Genomic DNA, 14716 nt, shown 5'->3' on the forward strand with positions numbered 1-14716 from the left:
CTAGGCGGAGAGCTCCTGGATGTCGTCGGCCGTCAGCACCACGGGCGTCTCGCCGCCGGTCACCGACTCCTTGGTCACGATGACGCGCTCGACGCCCTCTCGCGATGGCACCTCGAACATCACCGGAGCGAGCACGTTCTCGAGGATCGAGCGGAGACCACGCGCGCCGGTCTTGCGCTCGACCGCGAGGTCGGCGATGGCCTCGAGCGCCTCGGGCTCGAAGTCGAGCTTGACGCCGTCGATCTCGAAGATGCGCTGGTACTGCTTGACGAGCGCGTTCTTCGGCGCCGACAGGATCTCGACGAGGGCCGACTGGTCGAGCGGCGAGACCGTCGCGATGACCGGCAGGCGGCCGATGAACTCAGGGATGAGGCCGAACTTGTGGAGATCCTCCGGCAGCACGTCCTGGAAGACGTCGAGGTCGGGCTTGAGCGAGGCGACCGGCGCGCCGAAGCCGATGCCGCGCTTGCCGGAGCGGTTGGCGATGATGTCCTCGAGGCCCGCGAAGGCGCCGGCCACGATGAAGAGCACGTTCGACGTGTCGATCTGGATGAACTCGGAGTTCGGGTGCTTGCGGCCGCCCTGCGGCGGCACCGATGCGACCGTGCCCTCGATGATCTTCAGCAGCGCCTGCTGCACGCCCTCACCGGAGACGTCGCGCGTGATGGAGGGGTTCTCGGCCTTGCGCGCCACCTTGTCGATCTCGTCGATGAAGATGATGCCGGTCTCGGCGCGCTTGACGTCGAAGTCGGCGGCCTGGATGAGCTTGAGCAGGATGTTCTCGACATCCTCGCCGACGTAGCCGGCCTCGGTGAGCGCCGTGGCGTCGGCCACCGCGAACGGCACGTTCAGCTGCTTCGCGAGCGTCGAGGCCAGGTAGGACTTGCCGCAGCCCGTGGGGCCGACCATCAGGATGTTCGACTTCTGGATCTCGACGGCGTCACCGACGCTGTCGGCCGACTCGAGCTGCTGGGCGGCGGCGACACGCTTGTAGTGGTTGTAGACAGCGACGGCGAGCGAGCGCTTGGCGCTCTCCTGCCCGACGACGTACTCCTCGAGGAAGTCGAAGATCTCGCGCGGCTTCGGCAGCGTGAAGCCCTCGTTCGAGGGCGTCTCGCCGGCTTCGGCCATGCGCTCCTCGATGATCTCGTTGCACAGCTCGACGCACTCGTCGCAGATGTACACCGCGGGACCCGCGATCAGCTGCTGCACCTGCTTCTGGCTCTTGCCGCAGAAGGAGCACTTCAGCAGGTCGCCGCTCTCTCCCAGTCGCGCCATCTCGCATCTCCCGATCGCCGTCGAACGCAGGTCTGCGCCCGTCCCATGAGCCTAGTCCGGGCCGCTGACACCAGTGGCGACCACGCCGGTCTGCATCGAACGCGCTCGCTACGCTGGAGCCATGCTCTCCACCCTCGCCGTGCTGACGGCCGTCGTCCTGTTGCCCGCCCACGCATCCCTGATCGGGTCGACGCCCGCCGACGGCGACGTGCTCACCGAGCAGCCCGGCACCTTCAGCGTGGTCATGAACGAGGAGATCCTCTCGGTCGACGGCGCCGACAGCGCCAACGCGATGCAGATCACGGATGCGGCTGGGCTGTTCTACGGGACTGGCTGCCTGACCGTCGACGGCGACTCCGCGTCGCTCGAGGCCGAGCTGGGCGAGGCGGGCGACTACTCGCTCACCTTCCAGGTGGTCTCCGCCGACGGCCATCCGGTCTCTGACACCATCGACTTCTCGTTCGACCCGGCGGCGGGCGAGGCAGGTCAGCCCGGCGTCGCCGCGGCCCCGGTATGTGGCGCGGCCGCACCCGGGACGACCGACGAGAGCGTGCCGGCCACGGCATCCGCCGACCAGGGCCAGGAGGGCGACGCGGCCGCTCCGACGGAGGGCGAGGATGCGGCGGGCTCCTTCCCGTTCATCGCGATCGGCGTGCTCGCGCTGCTCGCGGTGCTCGCGGTCATCGCCTACCGGGCGAACCGGCTGCGCAACGACGTCAAGGATCGCGACCCCGACGACGAGGCCTGAGCGCCCCCAGTCAACGCAGGAGGGCCGGTACCCGAGCGGGTACCGGCCCTCCTGCGTGCTGGCGGAGCAGCTAGCTGCCGAGCTGCGCCTGCGGGTCCGTCTTGCGGCTCGTGAGCACCTGGTCGATGAGGCCGTACTCCAGCGCCTCCTCGGCCGACAGGAAGGTGTCGCGCTCGATGTCCTTGGACACCTTCGGCACGTCGTGCTTCGAGTGCCTCGAGAGCGTCTCCTCCAGCCAGCCGCGCATGCGGAGCACCTCGCGCGCCTGGATCTCGATGTCGGAGGCCTGGCCGCGGCCGGCATCCGAGGTCGAGGGCTGGTGGATGAGGATGCGCGCGTTCGGCAGCGCCAGGCGCTTGCCGGGCTCACCCGCCGCGAGCAGCACGGCCGCTGCGGAGGCGGCCTGGCCGAGGCAGACGGTCTGCACCGCCGGCCGGATGTACTGCATCGTGTCGTAGATCGCCGTCATGGCCGTGAACGAGCCGCCGGGCGAGTTGATGTACATCACGATGTCGCGGTCGGGATCCTGCGACTCGAGCACGAGCAGCTGCGCCATGACGTCGTCGGCGGATGCGTCGTCGACCTGGACGCCGAGGAAGATGATGCGGTCCTCGAACAGCTTCGCGTACGGGTCCTGGCGCTTGTAGCCGTATGCCGTGCGCTCCTCGAAGCTCGGCAGGATATACCGCGAGTCCGGCATCTGGAGGGCGTTGCCGCCCGCCTGGAACGTGGGAGTCTCCATCACTTGCCACCTTCCTGGTCGGCGCTGTCGTCCTGATCCGTGCCGCCGCCGCCCGTGACGTCGGTGGCCGACTCGCGGACGTGGTCGACGAAGCCGTACTCGAGCGCCTGCTGCGCCGTGAACCAGCGGTCGCGGTCGCCATCCTCGTTGACCTGCTCGACCGACTTGCCGGTGCGCTCCGCCGTGATCTCGGCGAGGCGCTTCTTCATGTCGAGGATCAGCTGCGCCTGCGTCTGGATGTCGCTCGAGGTGCCGCCGAAGCCACCGTGCGGCTGGTGCAGCAGCACGCGCGCGTTCGGCGTGATGTAGCGCTTGCCTGCGGTGCCGGCGGTCAGCAGCAGCTGGCCCATGGAGGCCGCCATGCCGATGCCGACCGTGACGATGTCGTTGGGAACGAACTGCATCGTGTCGTAGATCGCCATGCCGGCAGTGATGGAGCCGCCAGGCGAGTTGATGTAGAGGTAGATGTCCTTGTTCTGGTCCTCAGCGGCGAGCAGCAGGATCTTTGCGCAGATCTCGTTCGCATTGTCGTCGCGCACCTCCTCGCCCAGCCAGATGATGCGATCGCGCAGCAGACGGTCGAAGACCGACTGCGCGAAGACGGGTTCAGCCACAGGTGACTCCTTCTCTCGATTGCTCTCAACCCTAGGCGAGCGAAGGGCCGGATCCGGGCCGTGTTCGCCGCGGGCGGAGGGTAGCGAAAAGGGCCGGGCGCAGCGCCCGGCCCTTCGCTCGTGGATCAGTCCTTGGCGTTCTCCGCTGCGAGCTTCGCCTCGGTCTCGCGGATCGCGGCCTCGACGTCGTCCTCGCCGACCTCATCCGACTCGACCGGCGGCAGGAAGTCGGTCAGATCGACCGTCTCGCCCTTGTCGTCGACGACCGTGACGCGGCCGAGCAGCGTCGAGAGCGTCTTGCCGCGCAGGATGTCGCCCAGCAGCACGGGCAGCTGGCCGTTCTGCTCGAGCGACTGCACGAGCTCCTGCGGGCCCATGCCGTACTGCGCTGCCTGCTGCACGATGATCTGCGTCAGCTCCTGCTGCGAGACCTGGAGGTTCTCCTCCTCGGCGAAGCGGTCGAAGAGCATCTGCTGCTTGAGCAGCTTGCGGGTCTCCTGGCGCACCTCCTCGCCGTGCTCGGCATCCTCCGCACGGTTCTCGGCCTCGAGGTGACGGACGACCTCGTCCTCGACGACGGCGGTCGGGACCTCGATCTCGACGGCCTCGATCAGCTCGTCCTGGAGGCGCTGGCGAGCCTGCTCCGCCTGGCCGAGGCGGCCGGAGCGGCCCGCCTGCTCTGCGAGGTCGGCCTTGAGCTCGTCGATGGTGTCGAACTGGCTCGCCATCTGGGCGAAGTCGTCGTCGGCCTCGGGCAGCTCGCGCTCCTTGACGGCCTGCACGGTCACGCTGACCTCTGCGTCCTTGCCGGCGTGGTCGCCGCCGACCAGGGTCGAGGTGAAGGTGGTCTCCTCGCCGGCGGTGAGCGACTCGACGGCCTCGTCGACGCCGTCGATGAGCTCGCCGGAGCCCACCTCGTAGGAGATGCCGCTCGCCTCGTCGACGGTCTCGCCGTCGATCGTCGCGAGCAGATCCAGCTGCACGAAGTCGCCGTTCGCGGCCGGGCGCTCGACGGTGACGAGCGTGCCGAAGCGCGTGCGCAGCTCGTCGAGCTCCTTCTGCACGGCGTCGTCGCCGACCTCGATCGCGTCGACCGTGATCGTGCGGCCCTCGACCGTGGGCAGGTCGAAGTCGGGGCGGACGTCGACCTCGATCTCGAGGACGAGGTCGCCCGAGAAGTCCTTGATCTCTGGCCAGGTGGTGACGTCGGCCTGCGGGCGGCCCATCGGGCGGACGCCCGCCTCGGCGACGCCCTGGCGGTAGAACTCGTCGATCGAGCCGGAGACGGCCTGGTTGAGGATGTCCTCTCGGCCGACGCGCTGGTCGATGATCGCCGAGGGCACCTTGCCCTTGCGGAAGCCGGGCACGCTGATCTGCTCGGCGACGCTCTGGTACGCCTGGTCGATCGCGGGACGCAGCTCCTCGGGCTCGACCGCGATGGTGAGCTTGGCGCGCGTGTTCTCGATCTTCTCGACCGTGGTCTTCACGAGGTGGTCTCCTGAGGTTTCGGGTTGTGCCTGCTGTGCCGGCTGAGTGCCGGCGTGCGACGCGAAAGCGCGCCAGATCGGCCGCGAGAGGGCGGACCGCCGCCCGAGTCTACCGGGCGCACAACGCTCCGCTGCAATCCGCTCGGGCAGGGGTGACGAACCACCGCTATGACCGCCCTCCTGCTTGTCGCACCGAGCCGACCTCGTCGGCCTGCGATACTCAGGCACGTGTCTATCGACCTGGAGCAGTGCATCGTCCGCGCCGCCGGTGGCGACCAGCGGGCGTTCGCAGAGCTCTATGACGCCACGGCACCACGCGTGTTCGGCTTGGTGCTGCGCATCCTGGTCGACCGGGCGCAGGCCGAGGAGGTCGCGCAGGAGGTCTTCCTCGAGGCATGGCGCCGCGCGCAGCGCTTCGACCCGGAGCGCGGAGCGGCCATCAGCTGGCTGCTGCAGATCGCGCACGCAAGGGCCGTCGACCGCGTGCGAGCCTCCCAGGCGCAGCGCGATCGCGACGCGCGCATCGGCGTCCGAGACATGGATGTGCCGATCGACGATGTCGCCGAGCGGGTCGAGGTCACGCTCGAGTCGGCGAGGGCGAAGCGGGCGTTGGCCGCGCTGAGCGATCCGCAGCGAGAGGCCATCGAGCTCGCCTACTTCGGCGGGCTCACGCAATCTGAGATCGCAGAGCGCATCGGCGCGCCGCTCGGCACGGTGAAGACCCGGATGCGCGACGGCTTGCGCCGGATGCGCGATCTGCTGGGGGTGACGACATGAACGGGGGTGACGACATGCATGACGAGCTGCAGCCCATCGACGAACTGGCGGCTGCCTACGCACTGGATGCGCTCGCGCCCGACGAGCGTGCTCGCTTCGAGGCCGAGGCCTCGCCTGACGCGCACCTCGAGGCCTTCCGGTTCGCCGAGACGGCGACGCACCTGTCCTTCGACGAGGTCGCGCCGCCGACCCGCATGCGCGCGAGCATCCTCGACGCCATCCGCGCGGAGCCGCAGGAGTCGGCCGGGCCGGTCGCCGCTGCGAACGAGTCGGGCGTGCAGGCGTCGCCGCTGCCCGTGACCTCCGCACCGGTCGGGGTCACCGCATCCGAGCAGGCACCCGCCCTCGCCCAGCGCCGCGGCCCCGGTCCGGCAGAGCGACGCGCCCGCGCCCGGTGGCGCCCGCTGCGCATCGTCACCGCCGTGGCCGCGAGCGCTGCGCTGCTCGCCGGCGGCATCGCCATCGGCACGCAGCTCGGCGGCGCCTCGCAGCAGGAGGCGCTCGGCGCCGTCGTCGCCGCTGGCGACGCGCAGCGCAGCGAGGTCGAGCTCGAGGGCGGCGCCACGGCCACCGTCATCTGGTCGGCCGAGCGCGCGCAGTCGGTGCTGCTCTTCGACGGGCTCGAGGCCGCGCCGCACGGGCACGACTACCAGGCCTGGTACATCGACGAGGCAGGCCCGCACAGCGCCGGAATCTTCCAGACCGGCGGCGGCAGCACAGCCGTGCTGCTCGAGGGTCAGATGGATGCCGGGGTCGCCGTCGGCGTGACGGTCGAGCCCGAGGGCGGCTCCGAGGCGCCCACGACCGAGCCGTTCCTCGTCGTCCAGACCTGACGCATCCGCCCGACCGAGGCCGCGCGACCTGATCGTTCGACCTCCTCAGTGCCCGATGACGCCTTGGACATCCACCGCCACCTGGATCGAGGCGATCGTCGCGCGCTTGTGCAGGTTCTCGACCTTCGCCGCTCCACCCAGCGACAGCAGTTGCACGAAGATGAACGACTGGTCGTACGGGAGCTCCCCGTGCTGCTCCACAGCCTGGGGGAAGAGATCCCAGCTGAGCGCTCGCGACAGATGACGTGCACCGCCTCTGCGAACCAGGTTGCAGAAGGTGCTCAGCTCGCCGAGTCCACGGATGCGAACGTCTCGGTAGAGGATGGCCACGACACCAAGGCTGGGCTCCCAGGTGATGAGGTCGCCGAGACCGGTGGCCATGATCGGGATCGCGATGCGATCACCCTGCGTCTTGCCGATGCACGCACCGACCTCGGCCTCGTAGAGCTTCGGATCGATGATCCGCAGGAAGCCCTCGCCGAACGTCCCGTACCCGTACTGCTCCCAGATCTCGACGAGCTCATCCGGAACGCGCCCCCGATACTCGTCGATGATCTCCGCGGGAACCGGCGCATGAGGGAGGAAGTCAGCGAGCTCGATCATGCTGCTCAACCTAGCTGAGGGAGACATCGACACCGGAGCCTGGCAAGCCGCGATCAGAGGCACCGCACCGGGGAGCCGCAACCTGCCAAGATCGAGCGGTGTCAGATTCCTCGGGCGGTGCGCCCTCCACGCGGCTGGGACCGACGGCGATCATCGTCGCCTCGGTCGCGCTCGTCGTCATGTGGAGCTCTGGCTTCGTCGGGGCAGAGTTCGCGGCGAGGGCCGATGGTGAGCCCGTCACGGTGCTCGCCTGGCGCTTCACCGTGCTCGCGGCGATCCTCACCGCAGCGATGCTCGTGGCGCGACGCCGCTGGCCGCGCTGGCGCAGCTGGCTGCGGCAGGGCGCGATCGCGCTGCTGAGCCAAGCCGGGTACCTGCTGATGGTGTTCGAGGGCGTGCGGCTCGGCGTCGACGGCGGCACGGTCGCACTGATCGCGGCGCTGCAGCCGATGCTCGTCGCCACAGTGGCCGGTCGCTTCCTCGGCGAGCGTGCGAACGGATGGATGTGGGCCGGCATGGTCGTGGGGCTCGCGGGCGTCGGGCTCGTGGTCTCTGGCCAGATCGGCGAGACCGGTGCGCCGCTGTGGGCGCACCTGCTGCCGCTCATCGGCGTGCTGTGCCTCGGCACCGGCACGGTGCTGCAGCGGCGCTGGCACATGCACGACGACCTGCTGCAGACGCTCACGATCCAGTCGATCGTCGCGGCCGCGGCCTTCATGCTCGTCGCGCTCGTGCGCGGGCAGGCCGCGATCCCGACCTCGCTCGAGATCTGGGGCGCCATCCTCTGGCTCGTGTTCTTCGCGAGCCTCGGCGGCTACCTGCTCTACGTGACGGTGACGCGATCGCACGGCGCGACCTTCGTGAGCACGATGCTCTACCTGACGCCGCCGACCACGATGCTGTGGGTCTGGCTGTTCTTCGGGGTGCCGGTGTCGGTGCTGGGCCTGCTCGGCATGGTGGTCGCCGCTCTGGGCGTCGCGATCGTGCTCATCGCCCAGCGCAGGAAGGGCGATCGCACGCCGCCGCACGATCCCGAGGCGATCGCAGACGACGCCTGACGGGGCACCGGCAGTGCCTCCCAGGCGCGAGGCCTCGGGCGTACCGTTGATGCATGACCGACGTCCGCAGCGAGATCCGCGAGTTCCTCAGCTCGCGCCGCGCCCGCATCACTCCTCAGCAGGCGGGGCTGCCGGCCTACGGCGGCAACCGGCGTGTGGCGGGCCTCCGCCGCGAAGAGGTCGCGATGCTCGCGGGCGTCTCCGTCGACTACTACGTGCGGCTCGAGCGAGGCAACCTCGCCGGCGCCTCCGAGAGCGTGCTCGACGCGCTCGCCAGGACCCTGCAGCTCGACGAGGCCGAGCGCATCCACCTGTTCGACCTCGCGCGCACCAGCGGCGAGCCCAAGCGCCGCCGCTCGCCCGCGAAGGCCGTGCGACCCGCGGTGCAGCAGGTGCTCGACGCCATCGAGTCGCCCGCCTGGGTGCGCAACGGCCTCCACGACATCGTCGCGTCGAACCGCATGGGCAGAGCGCTCTACTCCCCCGTCTTCGACGACCCGCGACGACCCGTGAACACCACGCGCTTCGCCTACCTGAATCCGGCAGCGCGCGAGTTCTGGATCGACTTCGACCGCATCGCGAGCGACGGCGCTGCGATGCTGCGGATGGAGGCGGGCCTGCGCCCGCACGACCCCGACCTCATCCAGCTGGTCGGCGAGCTCTCGACCCAGAGCGAGCTCTTCCGACAGCGCTGGGCCTCGCACGACGTCGTGCTGCACCGCAGCGGCATCAAGCGCATCCACCACCCGGTGGTCGGCGCGCTCGAGCTGCACTACGAGTCGATGGAGCTGCCGAGCGAGCCCGGCCTGGTGCTCAACGTCTACACGGCACCTGCCGACTCCCCCGCCGCCGACGGCCTGCGGCTGCTCTCGAGCTGGGCTGCGACGCAGGAGTTCGAGCAGGCGGAGGCCGCGGTCGTCGCGGACTGAGCCGACCCCCGCAACGGGGCAGGCACGACAGAGCGGGGCCGGCGCGATGCCGGCCCCGCTCTGTGTCCGCCTGCACGCTCAGGCGCTCGGGTACTCGCCCGGTGCGAGGTGCTCGCCCCAGCTGGTCTCGGGCTCGTCGCTGTCCGCCGGCGCCTCCCACAGGGCGAGGTGGCACATGAACTGGTCGGCCGCGGCGCCGTGCCAGTGCCACTCCCCTGCGGGCGTGTGCACCGTGTCGCCGGGATGCAGCTCGACGAGCTCCTCTCCGCGCGACTGCACCCATCCGACCCCCTCGGTCACATGCAGCGTCTGACCGACCGCGTGCGTGTGCCAGGCGGTGCGGGCTCCCGGGGAGAACCGCACGAGGTTGAGCCGGGCGCGCGACGGCGCTTCGCCTGCATAGTGGGCGTTGAACCAGACATCGCCGGTGAAGAGCTCCGGCGGCCCCTTGACCGTCGGCGCCTTGGGCAGTCGTCGTGTGCTCATGCGAGCCCCTCTCTGGTGCCGCCCGCGAACGTCGCAGACGTGCTCCTCGTCGTGGTGGTCGTGCTCAGAACGCGAGCATCACCTTGAGCGCGTCACGCGCATCCATCGCCGCATATCCCTCTGGCGCCTGCTCGATGCCGAGCGTGCGGTCGAAGACGCGACCCGGGTCGATGGAGCCCGCGAGCACCTGCTGCACGGCGGTCTCCAGGTAGGCGCGCACGGGTGCGGGACCACCGGTGAGCGTGATGTTCTTGCCGAACAGCGAGCCGAAGCCGATGGGGGCCTCCTCGTACTGCGGCACGCCGACGCGCGAGATGACGCCGCCGACGCGCGCGACGCCGAACGACTGCTCATAGGCCGGCATGTGACCGACCGCCTCGAGCACGACGTGGCTGCCCTCGCCGCCCGTGAGCTCGAGCACCTTCGCGATGCCCTCCTCACCGCGCTCTGCGACGACGTCGGTGGCGCCCCACTCGCGACCGAGGTCGGTGCGCGCGGTGTGGCGGCCCATCAGGATGATGCGCTCAGCGCCCAGCTGGCGCGAGGCGAGCACGGCGGAGAGGCCCACAGCGCCGTCGCCGACGACCGTGACGGTCTTGCCGGGCGCGACCTTGGCCATGAACGCGGCGTGGTGGCCCGTGAGGTAGACGTCGGAGAGCGCGAGCAGCGACGGCAGCAGCTCGCTGCGCTCGTCGATGCCGGGCACGGCCACGAGCGAGCCGTCGGCCTGCGGGATGCGCGCGAGCTCGGCCTGCAGGCCGGGGACCTCGAGCGAGCCGTAGAAGCCGCCGTGCGTGCACGCGGTCTGGAAGCCCTCGCGGCAGAAGGCGCACGTGTTGTCGCTGAACGCGAAGGGCACGATGACGAAGTCGCCAGGCTTGACGGTCGCGACCGCCGAGCCGATCTCCTCGACGACGCCGATGAGCTCGTGCCCCATCGGGGTGCCATGCTCGCTGCCGGGCATCGAGTGGTATGGGTGCAGATCAGAGCCGCAGATGCAGGCGCGGGTCGCGCGCACGATGGCGTCGGTGGGCTCGATGATCTTGGGATCGGGGACAGTCTCGACGCGGACGTCGCCCGCGCCGTACATGAGTGTGGCTCGCATGATTCCTTCGAGTGGAGTGGTGCGCCGGAGCGGTCTGCAGCGGCACATCTGCCATGCAACCCCTCGAACGAGGTGCGCGGCAGTGCCTGGGCTGCCCGGTACTCGGAGTGCCTGTCTCAGCGCCCACCGCGGTGGCAGTCTGGGGACGACCTGAGGAGGAACCATGCCTGAGCAGACCGAGGCCGAATGGACCAAGGCAGAGCTTGACGAGCTGCACCGCGTGGGCGAGATCCGGGTGGCAGGCAGCCGCAAGGACGGCTCGCTGCGCACCCTGACGATCGTCTGGCACGTCGTCGTCGACGGCGTGCTCTACACACGCAGCGTGCACGGCGACGAGGGCCAGTGGTACCGCGGCGTGCTGCGCCAGCTGCGCGGCGCGATCAGCTGGAACGGGCAGACGCGCGACGTCGCCTTCATGCACGACGACTCCCGCGACGACGCGATCGACGCCGCCTACTTCGAGAAGTACGGGCGCGGCTCGTCCTCGCAGGCGATCACGAGCGCCGTGGCGCGGGCGACCACGCTGCGGGTGGACCCTGCGGGCGCGACCCCTGAGGCGTAGCCCGCAATAGAGTCGGATCCGTGCCGCCCGCGACGTCCGCATCCGCCCCTGTGTCTCGCCGACGCATCCACCCCGCGTGGTGGGTCGCCGCCGTGGCGTTCCTGGCGCTGCTCGGCGCTGCCGGATTCCGCGGAGCACCCGGCGCGCTCATGGTGCCGCTGCACGACGAGTTCGGCTGGTCGATGAGCATCATGTCGCTCGCCGTGAGCATCAATCTGGTGCTCTACGGGCTGGTGGCGCCGTTCGCCGCCGCGCTCATGGACAGGCTCGGGATGCGTCAGGTCGTCTCGGCCGCGCTGCTGCTGGTCGCGCTCGGCGCGGGCGCGAGCACGCTCATGACCGAGTCGTGGCACCTGCTGGTCTTCTGGGGGCTGCTGATCGGCACGGGAACGGGCGCGATGGCGCTCGTGTTCGCCGCCACCATCGCCAACCGCTGGTTCGTCGAGCGGCGGGGCCTGGTGATGGGCGTGCTGACCGCGGGCGCCGCGACCGGGCAGCTCATCATCCTGCCGCCGGTGGCGGCGATGGCCGAGACGATCGGCTGGCGGCCCGCCTCGCTTGTGATCGCCGGCGCCGCGCTCGTCGTCGTGCCGTTCGTGTGGCTCGTGCTGCGCGACTACCCCGAGGAGCGCGGTGTGCTGCCGTTCGGGGCGGATGCGGCGACGCACGTCGCTCCCGAGCGGCACGTGGGTGGCGCGTTCCGTCGCGCGATCGAGGGGCTGGTGTTCGCCGCGAAGCACCGCACCTTCTGGGCGCTGGCGATCGCGTTCGCGATCTGCGGTGCGACGACCAACGGCCTCGTCGGCGTCCACTTCATCCCCTCGGCGCACGACCACGGCATGCCGGCGACGGCGGCGGCCGGGCTGCTGGCAGCCGTCGGCATCTTCGACATCGCCGGCACGATCTTCTCCGGCTGGCTCACCGACCGGTTCGACCCGCGCAAGCTGCTCGTGATCTACTACGGCTTCCGCGGCGTCGGGCTGCTGATGCTGCCGTGGCTGCTCTCGGACACCGTGGAGCCGAGCATGATCCTGTTCGTCGTCGTCTACGGGCTCGACTGGGTCGCGACGGTGCCGCCGACGGTGGCGCTCTGCCGCGAGCACTTCGGCGAGCGCGGCACCATCGTGTTCGGCTGGGTGTTCGCCTCGCACCAGATCGGCGCGGCGATCGCGGCGTTCATCGCCGGCGTCGTGCGCGATGCCTTCGGCACCTACACCTTCGCCTGGTGGGGCGGGGCGGCGCTGTGCATGATCGCCGCGGTGCTCTCGATCGTGATCACGACGGCGCGGCGGGCTCCGCGGCCTGCGCCCGAGCTCGAGGGCGAACGCGTGGCGGACCCGGTCGCGGAGTAGCGGTTGGTCGGGGCGACAGGATTCGAACCTGCGACTTCCCGCCCCCAAAGCGGGCACTCTAGCCAAGCTGAGCTACGCCCCGTAGGGATCGCTCCCGTACAGCTCGCAAGTCTACCGGCGCGAGCGGGACCTTCAGCGCAACCCCGGTCGCGGCCAACAGCTGCCGCGGACCCGTTCCACCGAACGGGACCTGGTACACCGGGTCCGGTTCGGTGGAAAGGGTCGGCGAGGCAGCGGGGCGCGAATCGAGCCGCCAGGGTCCGCGCGCGAGCCGTCCCGCTCACCCGAAGGTGAACGAGTACGCCTCGACGCCCGCAGGCACCGTCACCTCGATCGTGCCCTGCTGCGACGCGTCGGCCAGCAGCAGCCGGTACGACCTCGGCGTGCCGCTCACCTCGAGCTCGACCCGCTCCCCGTCGACATCGGCGACCACCGTGCCTGAGCCCGCCAGCACCATCCGCACCTCTTGCCCTCGGTACTCCAGACGGATGCTCGCCGCATCCTCGCGGGGCGTCACGAACTGCGTCTCGAGCTGCCAGGCGCCGTCGAGCGCGAACGAATCCTGCGGCTGCTCCGCGGGGTACGAGAACGCCTCGGTCTGCGTCGAGTAGCGCTCCTCGCCGCCGAAGTTCTGCACCTTCGTCGTGCCGAGGTACGACTCGGGCGTGATGTCGGCGTTCACCGGGGTGTCGTCGGCCGTCTCGGTGACCGCTGGCAGCTCGACGCCGGGGTTCGCCTGCTCGAGCAGCTCGCGGAGCATCTGCTCGCCCTCTGCGTACTGCCCCTCGCCGAAGTGCACGTTGCGCACGGTGCCCTCCGCGTCGATCAGGTAGCGGGCGGGCCAGTAGGCGTTGCGGTAGTTCGTCCAGGTGGAGAGCGAATTGTCGATCGCGACCGGGTACTCGATGCCGAGCGCCGCTGCCCCATCGACGACGTTCTGGGGCTCCTTCTCGAACGCGTACTCGGGGCTGTGCACGCCGATCACCTGCAGCCCCGCATCCGCGTACGCGTCGTGCCAGGCGTTCATGTGCGGGGTCGAGCGCTGGCAGTTGATGCACGAGTAGGCCCAGAAGTCGATCAGCACGACCTGGCCGCGCAGGCTCTCGAGGTCGATGGGCTCGTTGCCGGGGGTGTTGAACCACGACTCGATGCCGCGGATGCTGGGCGCGGTGCCGCACTCCTGCAGCTCGGTCGCGCCCGGGTCGCACAGGTCGAGATCTGCGTTCTCCTCGTTCTCGAGGCCACCGATCGAGATGGCTTCCTGCACCTCCTCGTTGCCTGCGATGGCGCCCTGGATGGCGGATGTGTAGTCGGGCACGAGGCGCTGCAGTCGCGCCGGCAGGTCGAAGACCAGGCCGAGCGCGAGCAGGATCATGAGCGCGCCGGAGACGATGCGGATCACGCCCTGGCGCTTGCGGAAGGCGGCGATGCGCTCTGCGAGACCGCGGCCGGCGAGCGCGAAGAACAGCAGCGGCAGGGCCGCGCCGATCGCGAAGGAGACGGTGAGCACGACGGTGTCGGGGCCGATCTGGCCGGTGGAGCCGGCGACCGTGATCGCGGCGAGCACGGGGCCGGCGCACGGCACGTAGACGGCGCCGAGGGCCAGGCCGAGCGGGAAGCCCTGCAGCTTGCCCGACTTCTGGCTCGCGTTCTGCAGGAACGGCAGGCGCTCGAACGGCTTCTCCAGCAGGTGCTGGATCCTGGGCACGATGAGGCCGATGCCGATGAGCGTCAGCACGATGATGCCCGCCCACCGCAGCACATCCTGCGGGAGGCCGAGCAGGCTCAGCACCAGGCTGCCGGCGAGGGTCATGAGCGTGAAGCTGACGACGATGCCGGCGATCACGAGATAGGGGCGCCAGCGCGAGATGGTCCGCACGGGCGGCGCCTGCGTCCTGGTGGCGGTGGCCACGCCGCCGGCCCCGCCCTCCTCGGCCTCGGCCGACGCATCCGCCGGCTTCTCTCCGCGAGCTGACTGCATGCCCCCGGAGAAGAGGATGACCGGAAGCACCGGGATGATGCATGGCGAGATGCCGGTGATGAATCCACCGAGCAATCCGATGAGCGCGAGCATGGCGCCTCCTAGGCAGGTTGCTCATGGTTCGTCGCCGAGGCCGCGCCGGATGGTTCTTCCGAGTCGGC

The 14716-nt window shown here is 70.1% G+C and carries 15 protein-coding genes and 1 tRNA gene; 7 read left to right on the plus strand and 9 right to left on the minus strand.

The genetic code is table 11. From position 1 onward, the window contains the following. Entirely contained in the window at positions 1 to 1278 is a 1278-nt protein-coding gene (gene clpX / locus MKD51_RS10825) for an ATP-dependent Clp protease ATP-binding subunit ClpX (RefSeq protein ID WP_240240314.1), read from the minus strand. Positions 1279 to 1399: 121 nt separating this feature from the next. Here clpX and MKD51_RS10830 point away from each other — a divergent pair, with 121 nt between their 5' ends. Then, entirely contained in the window at positions 1400 to 2026 is a 627-nt protein-coding gene (locus tag MKD51_RS10830; protein WP_240240315.1) for a copper resistance CopC family protein, read from the plus strand. A gap of 70 nt (positions 2027 to 2096) precedes the next feature. On the opposite strand, the gene MKD51_RS10835 is transcribed toward MKD51_RS10830, so the two are convergent. The 3 genes from MKD51_RS10835 to tig all read right to left on the minus strand — a co-directional run bounded on the left by MKD51_RS10835 (position 2097) and on the right by tig (position 4869). Next, positions 2097 to 2768 (minus strand): ATP-dependent Clp protease proteolytic subunit, encoded by a 672-nt coding sequence (locus tag MKD51_RS10835; RefSeq protein WP_240240316.1) that lies wholly within the window; start codon positions 2766 to 2768, stop codon positions 2097 to 2099. Then, positions 2768 to 3382 carry an ATP-dependent Clp protease proteolytic subunit gene (locus MKD51_RS10840; RefSeq protein WP_240240317.1) on the minus strand — a complete coding sequence of 205 codons (615 nt, stop codon included), beginning with the start codon at positions 3380 to 3382 and terminating at the stop codon, positions 2768 to 2770. The genes MKD51_RS10835 and MKD51_RS10840 overlap by 1 nt, the downstream gene beginning before the upstream one ends. 125 nt (positions 3383 to 3507) lie before the next feature. Next, on the minus strand, positions 3508 to 4869 hold the full coding sequence (gene tig, locus MKD51_RS10845; RefSeq protein WP_240240318.1) for a trigger factor: 1362 nt from the start codon (positions 4867 to 4869) through the stop codon (positions 3508 to 3510). 228 nt (positions 4870 to 5097) lie between these two features. On the opposite strand from tig, the gene sigK reads away from it, so the two are divergent. Together sigK and MKD51_RS10855 are read left to right on the plus strand one after the other, a co-directional pair. Next, positions 5098 to 5646 carry an ECF RNA polymerase sigma factor SigK gene (gene sigK, locus MKD51_RS10850; RefSeq protein ID WP_240240319.1) on the plus strand — a complete coding sequence of 183 codons (549 nt, stop codon included), beginning with the start codon at positions 5098 to 5100 and terminating at the stop codon, positions 5644 to 5646. Continuing rightward, positions 5643 to 6479, plus strand: a complete 837-nt coding sequence (locus MKD51_RS10855; RefSeq protein WP_240240320.1) for an anti-sigma factor — start codon at positions 5643 to 5645, stop codon at positions 6477 to 6479. The genes sigK and MKD51_RS10855 overlap by 4 nt, the downstream gene beginning before the upstream one ends. A 45-nt stretch (positions 6480 to 6524) precedes the next feature. On the opposite strand, the gene MKD51_RS10860 is transcribed toward MKD51_RS10855, so the two are convergent. Next, the gene (locus tag MKD51_RS10860; RefSeq protein ID WP_240240321.1) at positions 6525 to 7082 is read right to left on the minus strand and encodes a GAD-like domain-containing protein; all 558 of its coding nucleotides are present in this window, start codon (positions 7080 to 7082) and stop codon (positions 6525 to 6527) included. 98 nt (positions 7083 to 7180) lie between these two features. On the opposite strand from MKD51_RS10860, the gene MKD51_RS10865 reads away from it, so the two are divergent. Together MKD51_RS10865 and MKD51_RS10870 are read left to right on the plus strand one after the other, a co-directional pair. Beyond that, positions 7181 to 8140, plus strand: coding sequence for a DMT family transporter (locus MKD51_RS10865; RefSeq protein ID WP_240240322.1), 960 nt, complete (start codon positions 7181 to 7183; stop codon positions 8138 to 8140). Between the two features lie 53 nt (positions 8141 to 8193). After that, complete coding sequence (locus MKD51_RS10870) at positions 8194 to 9069, plus strand: helix-turn-helix transcriptional regulator (protein ID WP_240240323.1); 876 nt, start codon at positions 8194 to 8196, stop codon at positions 9067 to 9069. Between the two features lie 78 nt (positions 9070 to 9147). Here MKD51_RS10870 and MKD51_RS10875 read toward each other — a convergent pair whose 3' ends face one another. Together MKD51_RS10875 and MKD51_RS10880 are read right to left on the minus strand one after the other, a co-directional pair. Next, entirely contained in the window at positions 9148 to 9555 is a 408-nt protein-coding gene (locus tag MKD51_RS10875) for a cupin domain-containing protein (RefSeq protein WP_240240324.1), read from the minus strand. 64 nt (positions 9556 to 9619) lie between these two features. Continuing rightward, positions 9620 to 10660, minus strand: a complete 1041-nt coding sequence (locus MKD51_RS10880) for an alcohol dehydrogenase catalytic domain-containing protein (RefSeq protein ID WP_240240325.1) — start codon at positions 10658 to 10660, stop codon at positions 9620 to 9622. Between the two features lie 163 nt (positions 10661 to 10823). Between MKD51_RS10880 and MKD51_RS10885 the strand changes: the two genes are divergently transcribed. Both MKD51_RS10885 and MKD51_RS10890 read left to right on the plus strand, forming a co-directional pair. After that, complete coding sequence (locus MKD51_RS10885) at positions 10824 to 11222, plus strand: DUF2255 family protein (RefSeq protein WP_240240326.1); 399 nt, start codon at positions 10824 to 10826, stop codon at positions 11220 to 11222. A 20-nt stretch (positions 11223 to 11242) separates the two neighbouring features. Next, the gene (locus MKD51_RS10890) at positions 11243 to 12574 is read left to right on the plus strand and encodes an MFS transporter (protein ID WP_240240327.1); all 1332 of its coding nucleotides are present in this window, start codon (positions 11243 to 11245) and stop codon (positions 12572 to 12574) included. A 4-nt stretch (positions 12575 to 12578) separates the two neighbouring features. Here MKD51_RS10890 and MKD51_RS10895 read toward each other — a convergent pair. Together MKD51_RS10895 and MKD51_RS10900 are read right to left on the minus strand one after the other, a co-directional pair. Next, positions 12579 to 12656 (minus strand) — tRNA-Pro (locus MKD51_RS10895). Between the two features lie 198 nt (positions 12657 to 12854). Continuing rightward, positions 12855 to 14648 (minus strand): cytochrome c biogenesis protein DipZ, encoded by a 1794-nt coding sequence (locus MKD51_RS10900; protein ID WP_240240328.1) that lies wholly within the window; start codon positions 14646 to 14648, stop codon positions 12855 to 12857. Positions 14649 to 14716: the final 68 nt, after the last annotated feature.

The organism is Agrococcus sp. ARC_14 (genome assembly GCF_022436485.1).
Lineage (GTDB): Bacteria > Actinomycetota > Actinomycetes > Actinomycetales > Microbacteriaceae > Agrococcus.